The organism is Paraglaciecola sp. (assembly GCF_039943935.1).
Taxonomy (GTDB): Bacteria; Pseudomonadota; Gammaproteobacteria; order Enterobacterales; family Alteromonadaceae; genus Paraglaciecola.
On the sequence record NZ_JBDUZQ010000022.1, the window covers coordinates 12,771 to 29,460 of the forward strand.

17 protein-coding genes, 1 tRNA gene and 1 riboswitch are annotated in these 16,690 nt (G+C 36.7%); of the genes, 2 read left to right on the forward strand and 16 right to left on the reverse strand.

The window, feature by feature from the left end; all coding sequences use genetic code 11:
* Positions 1 to 123 precede the first annotated feature (123 nt).
* Positions 124 to 378: a helix-turn-helix transcriptional regulator gene (locus ABJD71_RS14020; protein ID WP_348170555.1), complete on the forward strand. Its 255-nt coding sequence runs from the start codon at positions 124 to 126 to the stop codon at positions 376 to 378.
* A gap of 33 nt (positions 379 to 411) precedes the next feature.
* Here ABJD71_RS14020 and rimI read toward each other — a convergent pair whose 3' ends face one another.
* The 9 genes from rimI to ABJD71_RS14065 all read right to left on the reverse strand — a co-directional run bounded on the left by rimI (position 412) and on the right by ABJD71_RS14065 (position 7,014).
* Complete coding sequence (gene rimI / locus ABJD71_RS14025; protein ID WP_348170558.1) at positions 412 to 858, reverse strand: ribosomal protein S18-alanine N-acetyltransferase; 447 nt, start codon at positions 856 to 858, stop codon at positions 412 to 414.
* A gap of 30 nt (positions 859 to 888) precedes the next feature.
* On the reverse strand, positions 889 to 1,341 hold the full coding sequence (locus tag ABJD71_RS14030) for a DNA polymerase III subunit psi (protein WP_348170561.1): 453 nt from the start codon (positions 1,339 to 1,341) through the stop codon (positions 889 to 891).
* Between the two features lie 113 nt (positions 1,342 to 1,454).
* A tRNA-Trp gene (locus tag ABJD71_RS14035) sits at positions 1,455 to 1,531 on the reverse strand.
* 114 nt (positions 1,532 to 1,645) lie between these two features.
* Positions 1,646 to 2,437, reverse strand: coding sequence for a phosphotransferase (locus ABJD71_RS14040; protein ID WP_348170564.1), 792 nt, complete (start codon positions 2,435 to 2,437; stop codon positions 1,646 to 1,648).
* Positions 2,434 to 3,042, reverse strand: a complete 609-nt coding sequence (gene pnuC, locus ABJD71_RS14045; RefSeq protein WP_348170567.1) for a nicotinamide riboside transporter PnuC — start codon at positions 3,040 to 3,042, stop codon at positions 2,434 to 2,436. Before pnuC ends, ABJD71_RS14040 begins: the two co-directional genes overlap by 4 nt.
* Positions 3,039 to 3,296 (reverse strand): hypothetical protein, encoded by a 258-nt coding sequence (locus ABJD71_RS14050; protein WP_348170570.1) that lies wholly within the window; start codon positions 3,294 to 3,296, stop codon positions 3,039 to 3,041. The genes pnuC and ABJD71_RS14050 overlap by 4 nt, the downstream gene beginning before the upstream one ends.
* A gap of 55 nt (positions 3,297 to 3,351) precedes the next feature.
* The gene (locus tag ABJD71_RS14055) at positions 3,352 to 5,454 is read right to left on the reverse strand and encodes a TonB-dependent receptor plug domain-containing protein (RefSeq protein WP_348170573.1); all 2,103 of its coding nucleotides are present in this window, start codon (positions 5,452 to 5,454) and stop codon (positions 3,352 to 3,354) included.
* A gap of 57 nt (positions 5,455 to 5,511) precedes the next feature.
* Positions 5,512 to 5,616, reverse strand: a riboswitch (TPP riboswitch).
* Between the two features lie 103 nt (positions 5,617 to 5,719).
* Positions 5,720 to 6,571, reverse strand: a complete 852-nt coding sequence (locus ABJD71_RS14060) for a hypothetical protein (RefSeq protein ID WP_348170576.1) — start codon at positions 6,569 to 6,571, stop codon at positions 5,720 to 5,722.
* A gap of 65 nt (positions 6,572 to 6,636) precedes the next feature.
* Entirely contained in the window at positions 6,637 to 7,014 is a 378-nt protein-coding gene (locus ABJD71_RS14065) for a hotdog domain-containing protein (RefSeq protein WP_348170579.1), read from the reverse strand.
* Positions 7,015 to 7,077: 63 nt separating this feature from the next.
* Here ABJD71_RS14065 and ABJD71_RS14070 point away from each other — a divergent pair, with 63 nt between their 5' ends.
* A complete protein-coding gene (locus ABJD71_RS14070) occupies positions 7,078 to 9,171 on the forward strand; it encodes a GNAT family N-acetyltransferase (protein WP_348170582.1) in 2,094 nt (697 codons plus the stop codon).
* 55 nt (positions 9,172 to 9,226) lie between these two features.
* Here the strand turns inward: ABJD71_RS14070 and ABJD71_RS14075 are convergent, their stop codons facing one another.
* The 7 genes from ABJD71_RS14075 to ABJD71_RS14105 all read right to left on the reverse strand — a co-directional run bounded on the left by ABJD71_RS14075 (position 9,227) and on the right by ABJD71_RS14105 (position 16,022).
* The gene (locus tag ABJD71_RS14075) at positions 9,227 to 10,501 is read right to left on the reverse strand and encodes a tetratricopeptide repeat protein (protein ID WP_348170585.1); all 1,275 of its coding nucleotides are present in this window, start codon (positions 10,499 to 10,501) and stop codon (positions 9,227 to 9,229) included.
* Positions 10,501 to 11,112 carry an energy transducer TonB gene (locus tag ABJD71_RS14080; RefSeq protein ID WP_348170588.1) on the reverse strand — a complete coding sequence of 204 codons (612 nt, stop codon included), beginning with the start codon at positions 11,110 to 11,112 and terminating at the stop codon, positions 10,501 to 10,503. The genes ABJD71_RS14075 and ABJD71_RS14080 overlap by 1 nt, the downstream gene beginning before the upstream one ends.
* 1 nt (position 11,113) lies before the next feature.
* Positions 11,114 to 11,515: a biopolymer transporter ExbD gene (locus ABJD71_RS14085; protein ID WP_348170591.1), complete on the reverse strand. Its 402-nt coding sequence runs from the start codon at positions 11,513 to 11,515 to the stop codon at positions 11,114 to 11,116.
* A 12-nt stretch (positions 11,516 to 11,527) separates the two neighbouring features.
* On the reverse strand, positions 11,528 to 12,052 hold the full coding sequence (locus tag ABJD71_RS14090) for a MotA/TolQ/ExbB proton channel family protein (protein ID WP_348170594.1): 525 nt from the start codon (positions 12,050 to 12,052) through the stop codon (positions 11,528 to 11,530).
* A gap of 1 nt (position 12,053) precedes the next feature.
* Positions 12,054 to 13,406: a MotA/TolQ/ExbB proton channel family protein gene (locus tag ABJD71_RS14095; RefSeq protein WP_348170597.1), complete on the reverse strand. Its 1,353-nt coding sequence runs from the start codon at positions 13,404 to 13,406 to the stop codon at positions 12,054 to 12,056.
* Between the two features lie 5 nt (positions 13,407 to 13,411).
* Positions 13,412 to 14,176 (reverse strand): DUF3450 domain-containing protein, encoded by a 765-nt coding sequence (locus tag ABJD71_RS14100; RefSeq protein WP_348170600.1) that lies wholly within the window; start codon positions 14,174 to 14,176, stop codon positions 13,412 to 13,414.
* 364 nt (positions 14,177 to 14,540) lie between these two features.
* The gene (locus tag ABJD71_RS14105) at positions 14,541 to 16,022 is read right to left on the reverse strand and encodes a sulfotransferase (protein ID WP_348170603.1); all 1,482 of its coding nucleotides are present in this window, start codon (positions 16,020 to 16,022) and stop codon (positions 14,541 to 14,543) included.
* Positions 16,023 to 16,690 lie beyond the last annotated feature (668 nt).

Sequence of the window (16,690 nt, forward strand, 5' to 3'; positions counted from 1 at the left end):
AATTCACCTTGTGGAACCAAATCCACATTTCTTTTTATACAATTATTAGCGACAAAGAAAGCACGGCTCATGTACTTCAACAATGGCTTTGCTGTAGTTTCATAAAAATTGGAGAAATTAAATATGTATATTAACGGAGCAGATCTAAGAGCAATGCGTCAAGACGCTGGCCTAACAACGGTAAAAATGGCTGAACTTGCTAAAGTTAAAACACGTAAAACGTATGAAAACTGGGAGAAAAATATTGGCGCACCTAGCATGAATCAGTTCATCGCTATGTGTGTTGGCTGTAATTACAATTCATCGAAATTTGTAAAAATGGCAGTTGAAAGTGAAGGGCAAACGGATAGCCTAAATGTAATAGCCGCACGTAAATAAAGAGAACGGGGCGTTAGCCCCTTTCCTTAATTCTTACCCTATGTATAACCCCATTATCAATGCATCTTCTTTACCATTTGTTGTAGGGTAATAATTTTTACGTTGTTCTATAAGTACAAAGTCATATTGTTCATAGAGATGAATCGCTACTTCATTAGACTCTCTAACCTCTAACCACAATTGCACAGTTTTTTTGTTATTACATTCGTTAATAAAATGCTCAAGTAGTTGTCTACCATAGCCTTTTCCTTGAAAATCCTTATTGATTACAATATCCATAAGGGTTACCTCATCTAACACTGACATACCTATGTAATATCCAACTAATTGATTATTAACCAATAAACAATTTGCAAAATAAGGCGGTGTTAAGCAATCATCAAAAATTCGTTTAGACCAAGGACTAAACTGGCCTTGCAGATGTAAACTAAAACACTCTTGATTAAAGGTAGGATTGACAGAATTAAAGACTAGATCCATAGAATACTCATATCTGATTATATAAAGTGACTAATAGTTAGTTTTAGCAATTTGAAGCGTATTCCAAAGTCGTTTTTTAAGATCCGGGTTAACTTTCAATAGGTCTAAACTTGGAGTTGATAACTGCTTATTCTCAAGGCCGATTAGATTACTTTTAATCAATGCAAAAGGATAACCTCGATAATCTTTTTCTTGACCAGATTCAATATACTGTAATTCATCAGTGGATATTTCTAGCATAAGTAATATGTCAGCAAACAATGGACTAGCAGCATCATCTCTATTAAAAGTAGTTAACACTGAAGTTGTTTCCTTAAAATGAGATTGCTTACTTTTCAACTGCTGTAATTTAGATAATGCATTTTCTTTGGAAACGGATGACGCAGTATTAGCGGGTAAAGACATAGCATCGTCACCTTTACTTTCTTCTGAATCAGATTCTGATTTATTTACAGAAGTCAACGCCCAAGTTGAGATTTTCATTTCTGTTAAAATCGCACTTTGATATGAGCTTAGAGATGGTCGGCTAGTACTTGTCATTTTAAAACAGTATCATGAATAGAGACATTGTTGTCGGTATATTGACGAGATTAAGTTGGCAGGAGTGGAGGGATTCGAACCCCCAACCATCGGTTTTGGAGACCGCTGTTCTACCAATTGGAACTACACTCCTGCTGACGGGCTGAATTATACTGACCCAAAGTAAAAGGTAAAGTGATTTTACGCCGAGCATGAAGATCTAGTAATCAACCGCGCAATTAATACACTATTTTAGACCTTGCTCAAGTTAAGTGGTTAATTTTACAGCCAGGTACCATAGCCTATTTGTAAACTCTACAAGAGGTTTCATAGCTTGTACTCGTGAAAGTACCTCAGATACGTCTTTATCCATAAGCTCGGCATAAGAGATACAAAGGTTTTCTTCAGCATTAATACTTAGACAGTTGATAGCTATACATGAAGCCAGATCAAAATAGGGAGTTGAAATTGCACAATACTCCCAATCAAAAACGTTTATTGGTTCATGACAAGTAACATGTGCTAGTGCTAGATCGTTGTGACAAAACACGACCTCTTTAGAACATTCCTGATACCAAGCTTTTGTGTGGCTATCTAATGAATGTAAGTCTTTATTAGAAATGTTAGCGCCCAGTAATTCAATGTAATGGTGCCACTGTTTTGGCAAGTCTAGCTTAGGCGCTTTAATTGGTATTTTATGTATTTTCACTAAAGCAGAAGCCAATTGCGAGATAATCATATTGAGCGGTAATGTAGAATGCTCTAGTGTTTGGAATTTTGACCAGCTATCGATTTGAAAATGATTACATTTCGATAAGTAAATAGGTCTGACGGATAAGTTATGACAATAAAGCTGCTTCTGAATATCAAATAAGACTCGCCTATTTAGAACAGCGACTTCATCGGACTCAAAGGTTTTTATAAAATAACATTCGCCCGAAGTTTCTAATTTATAGCTGTTGTTCAATGTACCGGCATTTAACGGAGTAAGATTGAAGTCGGGATGAATAAAAGCTACCCCCCTTAACTCTTGTTCCATCTTGCCTTTTAAATCTTTCATGTGACGATTTTATTATCTTCAACTGCTGAGGGCTGAATACGCCATTGAATGAATCCATAAATCGCAAACCCAGCATAAAATAGGTATAAGACACCTGTCAAAGACAAGCCTTTGGCAAAATATAGATAGGCACCAAAAACGTTAATGACGATCCAATATAACCAGTTTTCTCTCACTTTATGAGTTACTAGAAAAGTAGTAAATACACTAAAAACAGTAACAAAAGCGTCCAAATATAAATAGTCTGCATCTAAGACAGAGCTAGCAAAATAACTTAAAGCCCAAGCTGTGAAGGTTAATAAAAGAATACAAATAAAGTGATAGTGCCATGGCCATACTTTAACGGTAAGAGCAGTATTGTCACTACTGTTCCATTTACGCCAACCATACAATGCCATTATCAAATAGTAAGCATTCAAAAAAGTATGAAAAGGTAAAGACACACTCCAAAAAAGCCAAGTATAAATAGCCGTACTTATTAGGGCACTGGGCCAACACCAAATGTTCTGTTTAGCAGCAAAGTACACATAAGCCAGCGCAAGTACGACTGCAATCCATTCCAGCCAAGACGTACTCTGAAATTGAACAAAAAAACTCTCAATCACACTTCAGTGCTCATTTTATCCCCGTTGAGAAATTTACATACAAAGATAGCCTGCCCCACCTCTTTATGACTTCGTTGCATCTCTTCGGCTAACAATTGCATTGTAGGCAAATACTCACCACTAACTATTGTACTAGTTGCACTGGTACTCACTTTTAAGTCTTCATAACTATTTAAACGATCAATAAACTCTTGAATGGGTGCGATATACTGCTCGTTTAAAGGGTACATAGATAACTCAGCGACTAATTTCATCTTCACTCCAGATAAAAAAGCCGAGCTAACATTGAGCTCGACTTTTAAAAACTATTTAATATTGATACTTAAAGTTTACGCCTACTCGACGTGGCTCACCAAGCTGCTCCCAAACATGAGGTAAGTATTCGTCACGGGGATCGTTAGGAAAATAAAACCCGCGATTAGCGTACTCTTCATCAAATAAGTTGCGGGCATATAAACTTACTTGCCATTTACCCACCTGGTAATCCATGCTGGTATGTGCAAGCAATATGCTGTCTGATTTATTGTCATGACTAAACGAATAATAAAACTCGTCTTTAGCATCAAATTCAATCAACCAACTTACACTATCTGAAAGCTGCCAATTAACTCCGGTATTGATATGGTAGTTAGGGGCATGGGCTTGTGCACGTCCATCAATATTAGAACCGTCTTGGCGTGTAATATTGCTAATTTCAGTTTTTAAATAACCAATATTTGCGAAGGCATTGAGGTTATCAGACAACGTATAATTTAAACTTGCTTCAATACCATAGTTTTTACCGTCGGTAGAATTCTCGTAAAAATCTACAAAGGACTGCCCATTAACTATGGAGTTTTTATATTGCACGTCATCACGTTTTTGATAAAAAGTGCTGAAGTCTACAGTCAAGGTACCATCTTGATTTGCACCTTTTATTCCGAATTCAATTCCGATAAGCGATTCAGCATCAAAAATGGCGTTATCGAGTATAGTTTGCCTAAACTCTGCAACGTCTTCATCATCTACTTTACTAAGAGATTGGCCATTAACACCGCCCATCTTATAGCTACGCACCAAACTAAGATAAAGCATACTGCTGTCGCCAACATTTTGATGGTAGCTAACTTCAGCCCCCCAATCTGTATGGTCTATTTCTTCATCAATCAAGTTAGAGTCAACGTAATCAAGGGTTTGTGACGCTAAACGCAAACTTGTTGTTAACCATTGAGATTCAGATAGTGTGTATTTATATTCTCCAAATAATGCAAAATCAACACGGTCTACCTGACTTTCAAAGGGGTCAGCTAACCAAGTATACTCCCGAGTTAACTCTTCAGTTTCATCAGCAAAGTACAATCCCACTACCCAAGCATTAGTATCACTATTTTTACTGCTTAGTTTTGCCTCAAAACTCGAATCTTCACGATCTCTGAAATAGTAATCTGTTGATGAGTACTCCCATCCTGGAGCAATACCTACATAACTCCAGTCTTCGTCGTAACCATAACCTAAATCAGCTTGCATAACGCTTGTTTGCAACTCTAGATTAGCAAACTCCAAACCTTCATATTTAAAGGCAACAGCAACCGCTTCACTTTCTTGTGTGTCGAAACCAGGCTCGTCTGATAACGTGGTCCTATCTCTGTTAAGAGAAAAAGCATCGTAACCATTATTGACATCAATTAAGTGCACTACTGTATTTAGGGATAAATCCTCAGACACCTGCCAATTAAGCTTCCCACGAATAGTCAACTCATCAACATTATTAGTATCGTCTCTACCTAACCAGATATTATCAATAAAACCATCACTGGTATTTTGATGCACAGATAACCGGCCTTTCACAGATTTACTCAATGCACCACCAATCGCAGCGCCTAAATTCCAACTTCCATAATTAGCCACTCCAAATTGAGTATCTAAGGTAAATTCATCAGTTGGATCGTTACTTATTACATTAATCATTCCTGCTAGACCATCAGCACCAAAACGAGCACTGTTAGGCCCTTTAAATATTTCTATCTGAGCAATATCAAAAGTACTAGCACCCGCTAGCAATCCAGAATAATTTATACCATCGACTAAATAACCAACAGAAGGGTTAACTGGATCGGTAAATTGACTACGTTCGCCTATGCCTCGAATTTGAATAAAACGGCCTCGACTGGCTCCGCTAGCAAAATTTACGTTAGCAGCACGGTTCAAAATGTCTTCTAGGTGTTGCGCCTGTCTCTGTGCAATCGCCTCATCATCAATAACAGAAATACTTGTTGCCATTTTTGATAAAGGTGTAGCAGTCAATGCACCTTGGACAATTATAACTTCTACACTTTCTTCTAAAGTTTGCTCTTGACCAGTTTGAGCAGACACGTGCGTGTTGATTAATAAACAACTAATTAATGTAGCCAAAGGCTTTTTACTAAATATCATTTAAGAGGATCTCTTCATATGTTTTGAAAAGATCCGGGTTTACGGCAGGTAAATGGGGCAATTAGATCAAACCATTCCTACGCCGGCATTATCCGGATCAGGTGTAAGGGTTTATGAGTCAAAGCTCAATTCTCAGCCAAATAGGCACCCCCTGGTGAAAAGAAAAATCAATATTAATTACATGAAAATTCTCAACTCTTGTAGTTTAACAGTGCCAATTTCATTAGCAACAGCAGTATAAGCATGTGAAAGAGCTAAATGATATTTAATCAATTATTTTAATCTTTACGAGTTTATTTTTTGAAAAAAAAGAGCTTTCTTGCGTAAACCAAACTTCACTTTTGGGTGAAACACAAATGCCTTCGACTTGACCGTACCCCTCTAAATCAAAAAATTTCATTAAATTTAGTTGTTCATCCAAAATTGCGATAAAAGGTGAAAAGAATCCTATCCCCCATACTTTATAGCCAACTAAAACAAAACGCTTATTCTGAAAGTCATAATCACCACCAGTTATGACCCCGGGTAAACCATTAACCTCAGCTATAGGCTTGATGCTTTGTTTGGAGTTAACCTTATTTAAACGATAAATAAACAATGTGCCCGTATCCCAACTTTTTGAAAATAAGTACAAAAACTCATTTACATTAACCAAAGCTTCAGCATCATAATCATGATTTAAATACTTATTCTCATCGATTGGATTATCTAGATACGTAAAGCTAGTGGTACTAGGTTTATGTATAGCTCCACTTTCTAATATTCTTTGTACATTTAAGGTCTTTCTATTGCCGCTATTGTTACCAATATCGCCTATGTATAAGTGGGTTCCATCCCCTGTTATCGCCTCCCAATCTCTGTTCTTAACATTAAGTAAACGCTTATCGACTATGTTAGCCTTGCTATCTATTTCAAAAATTACGGGCTCATTTCCAGAGTCATTCAAGGTAAAAGCGGTCTCATTTTTAGAGCAAAACAGAGCAGATGTTTCTTTTAGCTCAGCAGGGAGGATGTACTCCTCTAAAAATATGTAGTCAGGATAATTCGCTGCAATTGCACTTTTTAAAAAAAATATATGAACTAACAAAGCTAGAAAAGTTTTATAAACCAGTTTCAATTGTATTCATCCGTTTAATGGCCTTATTTAATCACGTAAGAAGAAGTAAGGCAGGGTTATAAAACTTAAGCATTTAGTAACGAATCTGTCTTTCCATGTGGCTTAGGTAGACGAGTTACAGAATCCAAGCTGACAAAAACAATGTCATCTGCAATACAAATTGTTTTTTTAGTAATTTTGTTTCTTACTAAGCAAGTGACGGTAATTGAGGTTCTTCCAACTTTTTTTGTTTCAAGTCCAAACTCAACCACATCTCCTTGCATTGCCGGAGATTCAAAACTTATCTCACCAATATGCTTTGTTACTAGTACATTTGTATCTAACTGGCATATGGCATAGATAGCCGCCTCCTCATCAATCCATTCTAACGCTCTTCCTCCAAATAATGAGTTTGCATAATTTAAGTCATTGGGCATGACTAACCTTCTAGATAAAAAGCGCATTCGTATTCCTTAGTAACTTTGCTTACACTACATCCACTGATGCAGACAATGGATCCTAAATAAGTGAATTCAGCTAGTCAATTAAGTATTTGGCTTCAAAATCGAAACGAACAAAAGTGCCATAGACAATTATTAGTCATTAGTGGTAGTAAAGAATGGCTATCAAAAAATATTGGGCCAATCATTAACTTAACTTCCGAAGATACATTGTGGGTAGGAAGTTCACTATTAGATACTAAAAGTATCAAGATAAAAGATTTTCGAAGCAAACTTGGGCAAGAGTACAATAATTTAGTTCTCGATTGTTTTGAAGGGTTCAGAGCCAATGCTGCTATAGCGTTAAGTGGAACTGTTAGAAGTAACGGATTAATGGTTATGCTTTGCCCAGACTTTAAAAATTGGAAAACATTTCCTGATCAGGAAAACGCTAATCGAATATCCTATGGTATTAAGCAGTTAAACGTTGTAAATCTGTTTTATGATTATTTAAGTGACGCTTTTTGTAATGATTCTTCAGTTGCTATTTTAACTGAGCAATCTTTTCGCTCCCCAATATGTGCAAGTAGGATCGAACAAATTACAAATCAGTTTATTGAACAGGAAAATGCCATTCAATTAATATGTAAACACGCAGAGGGACGTGCTAACAGACCACTCCTACTAACTGCCGACCGTGGTAGAGGTAAGTCATCTGCATTAGGGCTAGCCGCAGCAAAATTAATGCAAAAAGCCTCAATAACAATATGGATTAGTGCTCCGCTTGTTGGCAATACTGAACAAGTTTTTAAACACGCATCAAAATCACTTCCAGGCATTATTAAACATAATAAATCCTCGTTGAAGTTAGCTACAAGTACACTAACTTTCAAACCTGTCGACCAATTATTATTAACAGAAGAGTTACCGAACGTTCTGTTTATAGATGAAGCTGCCGCAATCCCAATACATATTTTAATGAAGATATTCCAAAAGTTTCCAAGAATAATTTTTAGCTCAACTAGTCACGGTTATGAAGGCAGTGGGCGAGGTTTTGAAATAAAATTCACTCGACAATTAGAGAAACAAAAGCCTAACTATAAGAGAGTTCATTTAAGACAACCTATACGATGGCATAACGAAGATGCTCTAGAAAATTTTTGGTTTAATACTATGTTTTATGGCCAACAAGCCAAACACAATAAATTAAAAGACTTTCAAAATATCAATTTCAGAAAACTAGAAAAGTCCGAATTGTTACAAAATACTGGAACACTCAGACAAATATTTCGGTTGTTACTCAATGCACATTACCAAACAAGCCCAGACGACCTCCAAAGAATACTAGACTCTCCCGATCAACACTGTTTTGCACTAATGACAGAAAATGAGATTATTGGTGTTGTGCAGATTATCGAAGAAGGAGGCAAAGAGTTAGCTCTAATCAAAAATGAGATAGCCAACTGCAATAGACGTGTTAAAGGGCATTTAGTTAGCCAACAACTTACCTCACAGTACAATATCCCAGCATTGTGTACTTTAAAACAATGGAGAATTAGTCGAATTGCAATATGCCCTAATTATCAACGTAGAGGATTAGGACAAATCCTAATGACTTATTTAGAAAGTGAAGCATTAAAACAGAATATTAGCTTTATAAGTGCCGCTTTTGGTGCAAATACCGAGATTTTCAATTTTTGGAAACAAGCAGGGTTTAGTTTCGTTCATTTAGGGCAAAAACCAGAAGTTTCCAGTGGGGAATATAGCTGCATATGTATAAAGGCTATAGACACTTTGAGTAAAGATATTGCCAAAATATTAAATAGAGACTTTTCTGAAGAGCTTAGATTTAACCTTAATAAAACACTCAGAAACTTACCAACAGATATTGCACTAGCTCTGCTTCTCAATTTGCCGACTATAAAGCATAGTTACAATCAGTGTAAGGTACAGCAATTCCTACTTGATAACAGGCAATTGTCCACTTGCCTCAGGGACATCTATCTTGCCGTATCTTCTAATATAAGTAATAAGAGCATTACAAACACCAAAGAAGCACTATTTTTAACCGCTATGGTCTTCCAATCGAAAACCTATAAACAGTTAGCTGAAGAGTTCAACTTAACGGGGAAAAAACAAGTTGAAGCTATGTTGAAGCAAAGTGTTCTTAAGTTGGTCTAATATTTAAACTTCAATAATAGCTATAAAAAAAGCTCCCGAGGGAGCTTTTGTTAAACTAAAGTGTTATACCACGATTTTTAGCTTTTTCTTTAATATAAGGTTCCCAACTTCTCGCACTGCGAGCTGTTGCTTTATCCTTTTTAGCTTCTAACACATGTTTATAAGCTGTTTTGAAACTACCTTTATAAAAATTCGCTTCCATCATAGTCAAATGGATACGCCCAACCTTATCAGACCCGCCATCTAAGGCTTTCTGTAAGGCCACTAAAGAATCGTTATATCTTTCAGCAATGTATAACATGACACCTTGTTTCTGATACAAATCAGGGTCAGAAGATAAATCAGCTGACTGTTCATAATAACTGGCCGCTTCATTAAATTCTTTAGCTTGTTGATAAGACGTAGCTATGCTGGTTAGCATTTTAGCATCCTTTTCAACTAACCCAGACTCAATATTATCTTCAAGTACCTTAGCGGCTTTGATAGGAATATCATTCATTGTATATAGTTGACTTAACGCTTTAATCTCTGCTGCTTTAGTCAAGTAACCTTGACCATAAGCAATTTCGAAGGTTGATAACGCTTTTTTATTGTCTTCTACTAACAAATAAAAGAAGCCTAGCTGCGTCCACTGAGTTTTATCTTCTGCGAACAACCTAACTATATCTTCTTGAACTGCGATTGTTTCTTTGTACATCTTGCGATTGTAATAAGAAGTCATCTTCAATGCGTAAGCTGTTTTATTTGGCTTATCAGCTAAACTTATAGCTTTGTTGATAGGCTCAATAATTTCAGCAAACTTACCAGTTTGATAATATGCGTTAGATATTCTGAAATAAGCATCAAAATCTTCTTTACAAGTAACATCCATCCATTCGGTATACCACTTAATAGCATCTTCATACTCTTCCTCTTGAAGACTCAAATCAGCTATTAATTTGATAGTTCCTACTTGTTCTGAATCATTTAATTTATTAACAGAAACTGCCTTCTCTAGATATTCTAAAGATTTCTTACCTTGACCATTTTGTGTGGCAAGTAAGTTACCTATGAACCTATCAGTAAAGGCACGATCAAATTCATCTGATGTTTCAATTTCATATAAAACATCTAAAGCTTCTGTAACTTGATCATTATTATAAAACTCTAAAGCTGCACCTACTTTTTTACCTACTTTTTGACTTGGTATGTTTGTAGGCCCACGTTTATAATCAGGGCACGCTATTGGTCCAACGGGTTTTGCTTTTGCTTGCGCATGAACAACACTAGGAGATACCACAGCAACAGTTAGAGCTGAAACCGCACACAAATGTTTTAAATATTTCTTCATTATGATTGATCCAACTTAAAGTCTAATTGCACAGTAAGGCCGAATTGCTTCATTGGTTTACCGTCTTCAATCTTAGGTTTATATTTCCACTTACCTAAAGCTCTGCGTGCTTCTCTATCAAACACACGCTTAGGGTCCGCTTCAATAACCTTGACATCTTCAACTCCACCAACCTCGTTGATAGTAAAAGATAGTTTAACCCACCCTTCTTTACCATCACGAGCAGCTTGCACAGGATACTTAGGTTCAATACGTACGATAGGAGTTGCTTCACCATCTCGCATCGCACCAACACCACCAATATTCACTGAAGCTCCACCTACATCAACACTCGGCATACTAAAACCAAGTCCATCTGTATTAACATCAGCCACGTCAGGTTCAACCGGCTCAATCTTAGGTGGCTGCTTTGGCGGCGGTGGCGGCGGTGGCGGCACTCGCTGTCTCAACTGTGTTGCATCGTCAGGGGTTGCCATTACGATATCAATTATTGGAGAGTCAGATTGTTTTTGCGGTGGCATAGAAGTATTAGATATCAACTTAGCCATTAAGACAAATAGTCCAAACGCAATCGCTGCTCCCACTAAAATAGAAACTATTAATCGACCCATATTAACTACCCGCCGTTGCAATTGAGATTCGATCAATACCTGCTGACTTAATTTGATCCATAACTTCAACAACGACACCATGTTCGGCTTCTTTGTCAGCTTGAATTATAATTACATCAGAAGGCTGCTCCGCCATCAAACGTTCTAAGTTTGCTCGAACACTATCAATATCTACTTCACGCTTATCAATCCAAACCTTTTCATCAGCAGTTACTGCGATAAAAATGTTGGCGTTTTTAGGCATGATAGATTGAGTAGCGTTTGGCTTATTTACATCAATACCCGCTTCTTTTACAAAAACGGTAGTTACGATGAAGAAAATCAGCATGATAAACACTATGTCAAGCATAGGTGTCATATCAATTTCTGCATCTTCGTCTTCTACTCTAATTTTTCGACCCATAAGATCCTCTCTTTAATGATGGGGCAGGCTGTCTATCAGCTTAGCTCTAGCAATTTTTACTTTAGCTTCTAAACGAGAGCTAAAGAAAACACCAGACAATGCTGCTACCATTCCAGCCATGGTTGGAATAGTCGCCATAGAAATACCTCCGGCCATTAGACGAGGGTTACTTGTCCCCTGAGTCGCCATAGTCTCAAATACACCGATCATGCCTGTAACTGTGCCTAAAAGGCCAATCAATGGGCACATAGCTACAAGTATTTTGATCAACATCATTCTTGCGCTTAAACCATCGGATGCTTGTGAAATCCATGTGTCACGGATTCTATGCGCATACCATGAGGTAGTATCAGAACGTGCATCCCAATTAGAGATAATTTCATCTCTAACCTTTGGATACACAGAACCTAAATACCAATAACGCTCTATCATTAAAACCCACATAAGAAAGAGTGTTAAAGCGACAACGTACAAAACGTCACCGCCGGCAGCGATAAAGTCCCTGACAGACTCCCATAGTTCTATCAGGTATAACATCTTAAGCTTTCTCCGACTCAGCGTGCGCAGCAACTATGCCTGCAGCTTGCTCATCTAGGATGTGCGTAATAGATTTACTACGACCAGCCACGATGCTATGAGTTAACAGAAGAGGCAATGCAGCAATAATACCTTGAGCAGTAGTTACCAATGCCATTGAAATACTGCCAGCCATCAATTTAGGGTCACCTGTACCGAACAAAGTAATTTGTTGGAAGGTCAAAATCATACCAAGTACAGTACCTAGCAGACCTAATAGAGGTGCTATTGCAGCAAAGATCTTAATAACGTTTATTCCGCTATCGATTTTTGGTAATTCACGCATGATTGCTTCATCTAGTTTTAACTCTAAAGTTTCAACATCTTGTGATTTATTATCTTGATAAACCTGAAGAATACGACCTAAAGGGTTTCCAGTAGAAGGACTTGCTACATTCTTAGCTTGTGAACGGATTTTGCCACCAATAATGGTTAGAGTAACAACTTTATACAAACCAATTAGTAAACCAATTGCTAGCATAAATGTAATTACATATCCTACGTAACCACCTGCATGATAACGTTCCATCATTGTTGCTTTTTCTTTTAATAAACCAAGTATTGCACCGCTAGAAGGATCGGCATAGAAAGGTACTAAACCTGACGTAGCAGTTAACAAGTCATCAGCTGAGCTCACCAAGTGACTATCAGGTTGACGCCCTAAAGGCTGTACCATTTCATTTTGGTCGTCATAAACAAGGTAACCTTGTTCACCAACTAAGTTAAACGTACCTACACGTAAAACTTCTTGCTGTTGAGAACCACCGTCTAAGTTAACAACTTCAGTTGTAAATTTAGAAACCTGACCTGACTCAGTCATTTCTGTTTGTAATGCAAACCATAGGTCTTCTAACTCTTGAATATTAGGTAAACCTTTAGATTCTTCAGACATACGCTTTAAAAACTCGCCACGTCCTGGGAATTCAGCACTTACTATTGAAGTTGAAATTTGACCATAAGCTTCAGCTGATGCCTGGCGAACAACACCAAACATTTCACCTAAGGTACCAGTGGCTTGAACAAGCTCAGCTTCTTTCTCTGCTAGAGCTACTTCATTATCTGAGAATTGTTTAGCTAATGCATCACCTCGAGCTTTTTGAGCTTTTAGGTCTGCTTGAGCTTTTCTAACTAAAGCTTGCTTATCAGCACGTTCAGATTGAAATTCAGCTTCTCTTTGTTTGTTGATTTGTGCTTCTGAAACACGATTTTTCTTAACATCTTCTAATAACTCTTCAAGAGTACTTGCCGCATTAACAGAAGTTGCTAACAAAGAAATAGATGCAGCAGCAAATATAGATTTAAATACAGTTTTCATCAATATTACTCCGCTGCTTTAATTGGTAGTTCAAGAAGGTCTGGTGGTACTAGTGCGTTAGCCATACGTACAGCATATACAACTGAACTAACGTATGAATCATCTAATACTTCCCATGCTCGGGCATCGTTATCCCAAATCCAAGCAGATTTCTGATCAAGAGACAACGCCATTAATGCAGTTCTACCTAAGTTGAAGAAATCAACTGTTACTTCAGTACCTTGATAATCAAAAGTACCTTGGTAAGAACGAATTGCTTTACCGTAAGTATTTTCAATTTGATAGGCTTCGATAACCTGTCTGAATTGCTCTGATGTTGTAACATTTGAGTTAGCCATAACATCACGTAGACGTTCAACACGCTCTTTACGCTCTTCTAAGTTGATTGGAACATCTAGATCGATGAATTGCTCAAGGCTATCAATCATTCTAAACATCAAAGGTACAATTCCGCGTTTAACGCCTTCGATACCATCAATCTGAGTTTGAAGAGAATCGATTCCACGTTGTTGATCCGCAACCAAGGTTGCAACGTAATCGTTATATACTTTCAAGTTTTCTGTTTCGTCTACAATTCCACGATATTCAACAAATAATTCCTGAGACTGCTCGTACAGGTTGTTGATTTTCTCTTGGGATTTCGCTGCAGCCGTATTAATTTTTGCTTCTTCTTTATGAAGATCATTTAACGGATCTGCAGAGACAACAGCGCTGCTACCGAGTGCAATAGCACCAACGACGGCAGAAGCAATAAGGTTTCTCTTGCTCATTTTGGACATAATTCCCAACCAATTTTCTTTTTTTGAATCCTTTTCACACTTTGAAATTTGTGGATAAGGGGCTTTTAAGCTCTATAATTTAAGGGGCTTAGTATTCAAAAACTTGAAAACTAAGACCTGCGAATATTCACATGGTTACTGGCAAATTGTCAAGGATGTACTACGGGTTAAACTTAACATTTAAGTAAATTTAATGATTGCAAAAATCTAAAATCCTATTTATGAGATTCAAAATTTGTAGGCCCCCCCTATGCAACCAACAAATTTAACAGCCATTCAACGGCTAATAATCTTTAATATTGAAAGGCTAACCACACGAAAGTGGTTGATAAGCCATATATAAATCTATTTTGCGTTAAAGAACCCTATCTGTTGTTACTTGATTATTATAGTGTTGAATAAATGGCGCTAATTTATCTTCCAAAACCTTACTTATTCCTATGGAATTCACATTAATTGATTTACGAACTTGGGAGACACTAGCAGTGTAGATTGCCCTGTCTTGATTGTAAAAATCAAGTAAAGTCGATTCGTATTTTAGCCCACAGTATTCACATAACAATTGCAAATATCTAGCAGGTTCTGTAACTAAATCACTATAGTTTAAAAGAAATAAATCGCCGTCGTATTTACTCTTCCAAAAGTCAGTTAACGTGTTTTCAACAGAAAAATACTCTGCAATATTCGTCAAGCTATTTGCCCAACTGAGGCCCTGACTAAAGTGAGTCTTATAACAAGACCATGCAGAATCTATTGTATTTCTTGAAATAAATATTATTGGTGATTCAGGGAAGACCTGTTTTATCAACCATAAATATCGGTTGTTGTTCAGGCTTTTATCTATTATAGCTCCTTCATTTCCATACTTTTGATGAGCAAAATCCAAATAGGCTTGCCTGATCTGCGATAAGTTTTTCTTAATCAATTTGACATCAAACTGCTCATCTTTTACACCTATAGGTTCGTTACCTACTACCCCCCTTGCTGCCCGTTCCATTCCATTAGTTTCTCCACCATTTATAATCTTAGAGTGAGCACATAAAATATGCTCCAATAACGTTGTTCCACTTCGAGGAAGCCCAACTATAAATATTGGACTATCTGAGCTCACAATTTTGTTATTCTCAGTGTCACAATCTACACCTGACGAGTTTAATAATATTTTACTGACTCGCTGTTTATCTTCTCTATACGAGTAATCATTAAATTTGGAAGAAAAGAGATTTGACATAGTCGCGTACTCAAAAGCTTCTTCTTCAGATCCACAATTAAAAGATACTTTACTTAAAGCTGAATAAAAGCTGGATTTAGATCGATTATCTGAAGTTCTGTCAACTAGGCTTTTGATTCTTAACATACGATTAAGTATGTTAGCATCATCTTTTTGACCAGCGACGTTGACTAATATTAACCATGATTGACCCGAGGTTGGCCAAGCTTTCAATACAGTTTCAACACATTTAATAGAGACTTCCTTCTGTCCTAACTGAAGTGCTACAGTGCATAAAAAGTGATTTAACTCTGGGGACTGTGGATGACTTTCTAGCAGACCTAATGAACATGAGTAAGCGTTATGGATCTGACCAATTTCAACAAGTAAAGTCAGCCGTTTTAAGTTTTCTTTAAGTTCATATTTGCTTGGTTGGTAAATGTTTAAAATATCTATAGCTAATTTAATCTTTCCTAATAACATGGCCATTTTAGCAACGCCTAACCAATTATTATTAAGTGGTGGTTTATTTGAGATTAAATAATTTAAATTCTCTTCAGCTTTAACTAAATCACTTTCTTTAGTTGCGTCTATTAGATTCTTTATAGCCACATTAATATGTTTCATACACTCCGCACTTTTAATTATAAATGGCTAATAATAACATTAAAAAATTTTTGATTTTACTAACTTAATTGAAAACGTGTTTTTCTCGTATAGTGTGAGCATTTGTTACTACTTATAGCTAATAAATTAGATAAGTAGCGTAGTTACAAGGTTTCATCAAGACTATACTCAGTTACTCACATGTCTAGTGTTGGTCAACATGGCAACCAGCAACAAGGCGAGAGTATAAATCCATAAAAATATCTAACAATATCGTGCCCTACTAGTCTCTAGGTAAATGACATTGTCTCCCCCGTATCTAATTATAGACAGCTTTGATGTGTTTAATTCTACTAACTTATTAGTTAAAGCCACATAGTGTTTGCGCTTAGTATTAGTGTTCTATGTTATACTTTCTGCGATCACTACTATATACTTATTCGGCTTATTTTTTGCAATTGCTATATAAATTCAGCTTTTTGATGGTTTAACGTTAACTGTCATGTATTGAATTAAGGCACAAGTTTTTTCTCCATCGTTAGGTTTCACCTTACTTTCTATCGTTTAATCAATCCTCATATAGACTTAAATTTACCTATGAATTCATTGATTCCAATTTGCTTTACAGATTTAAAATACCAGATTTACGACACCTAAATATACTGCGACTCTTACCACTTTTAATCGTA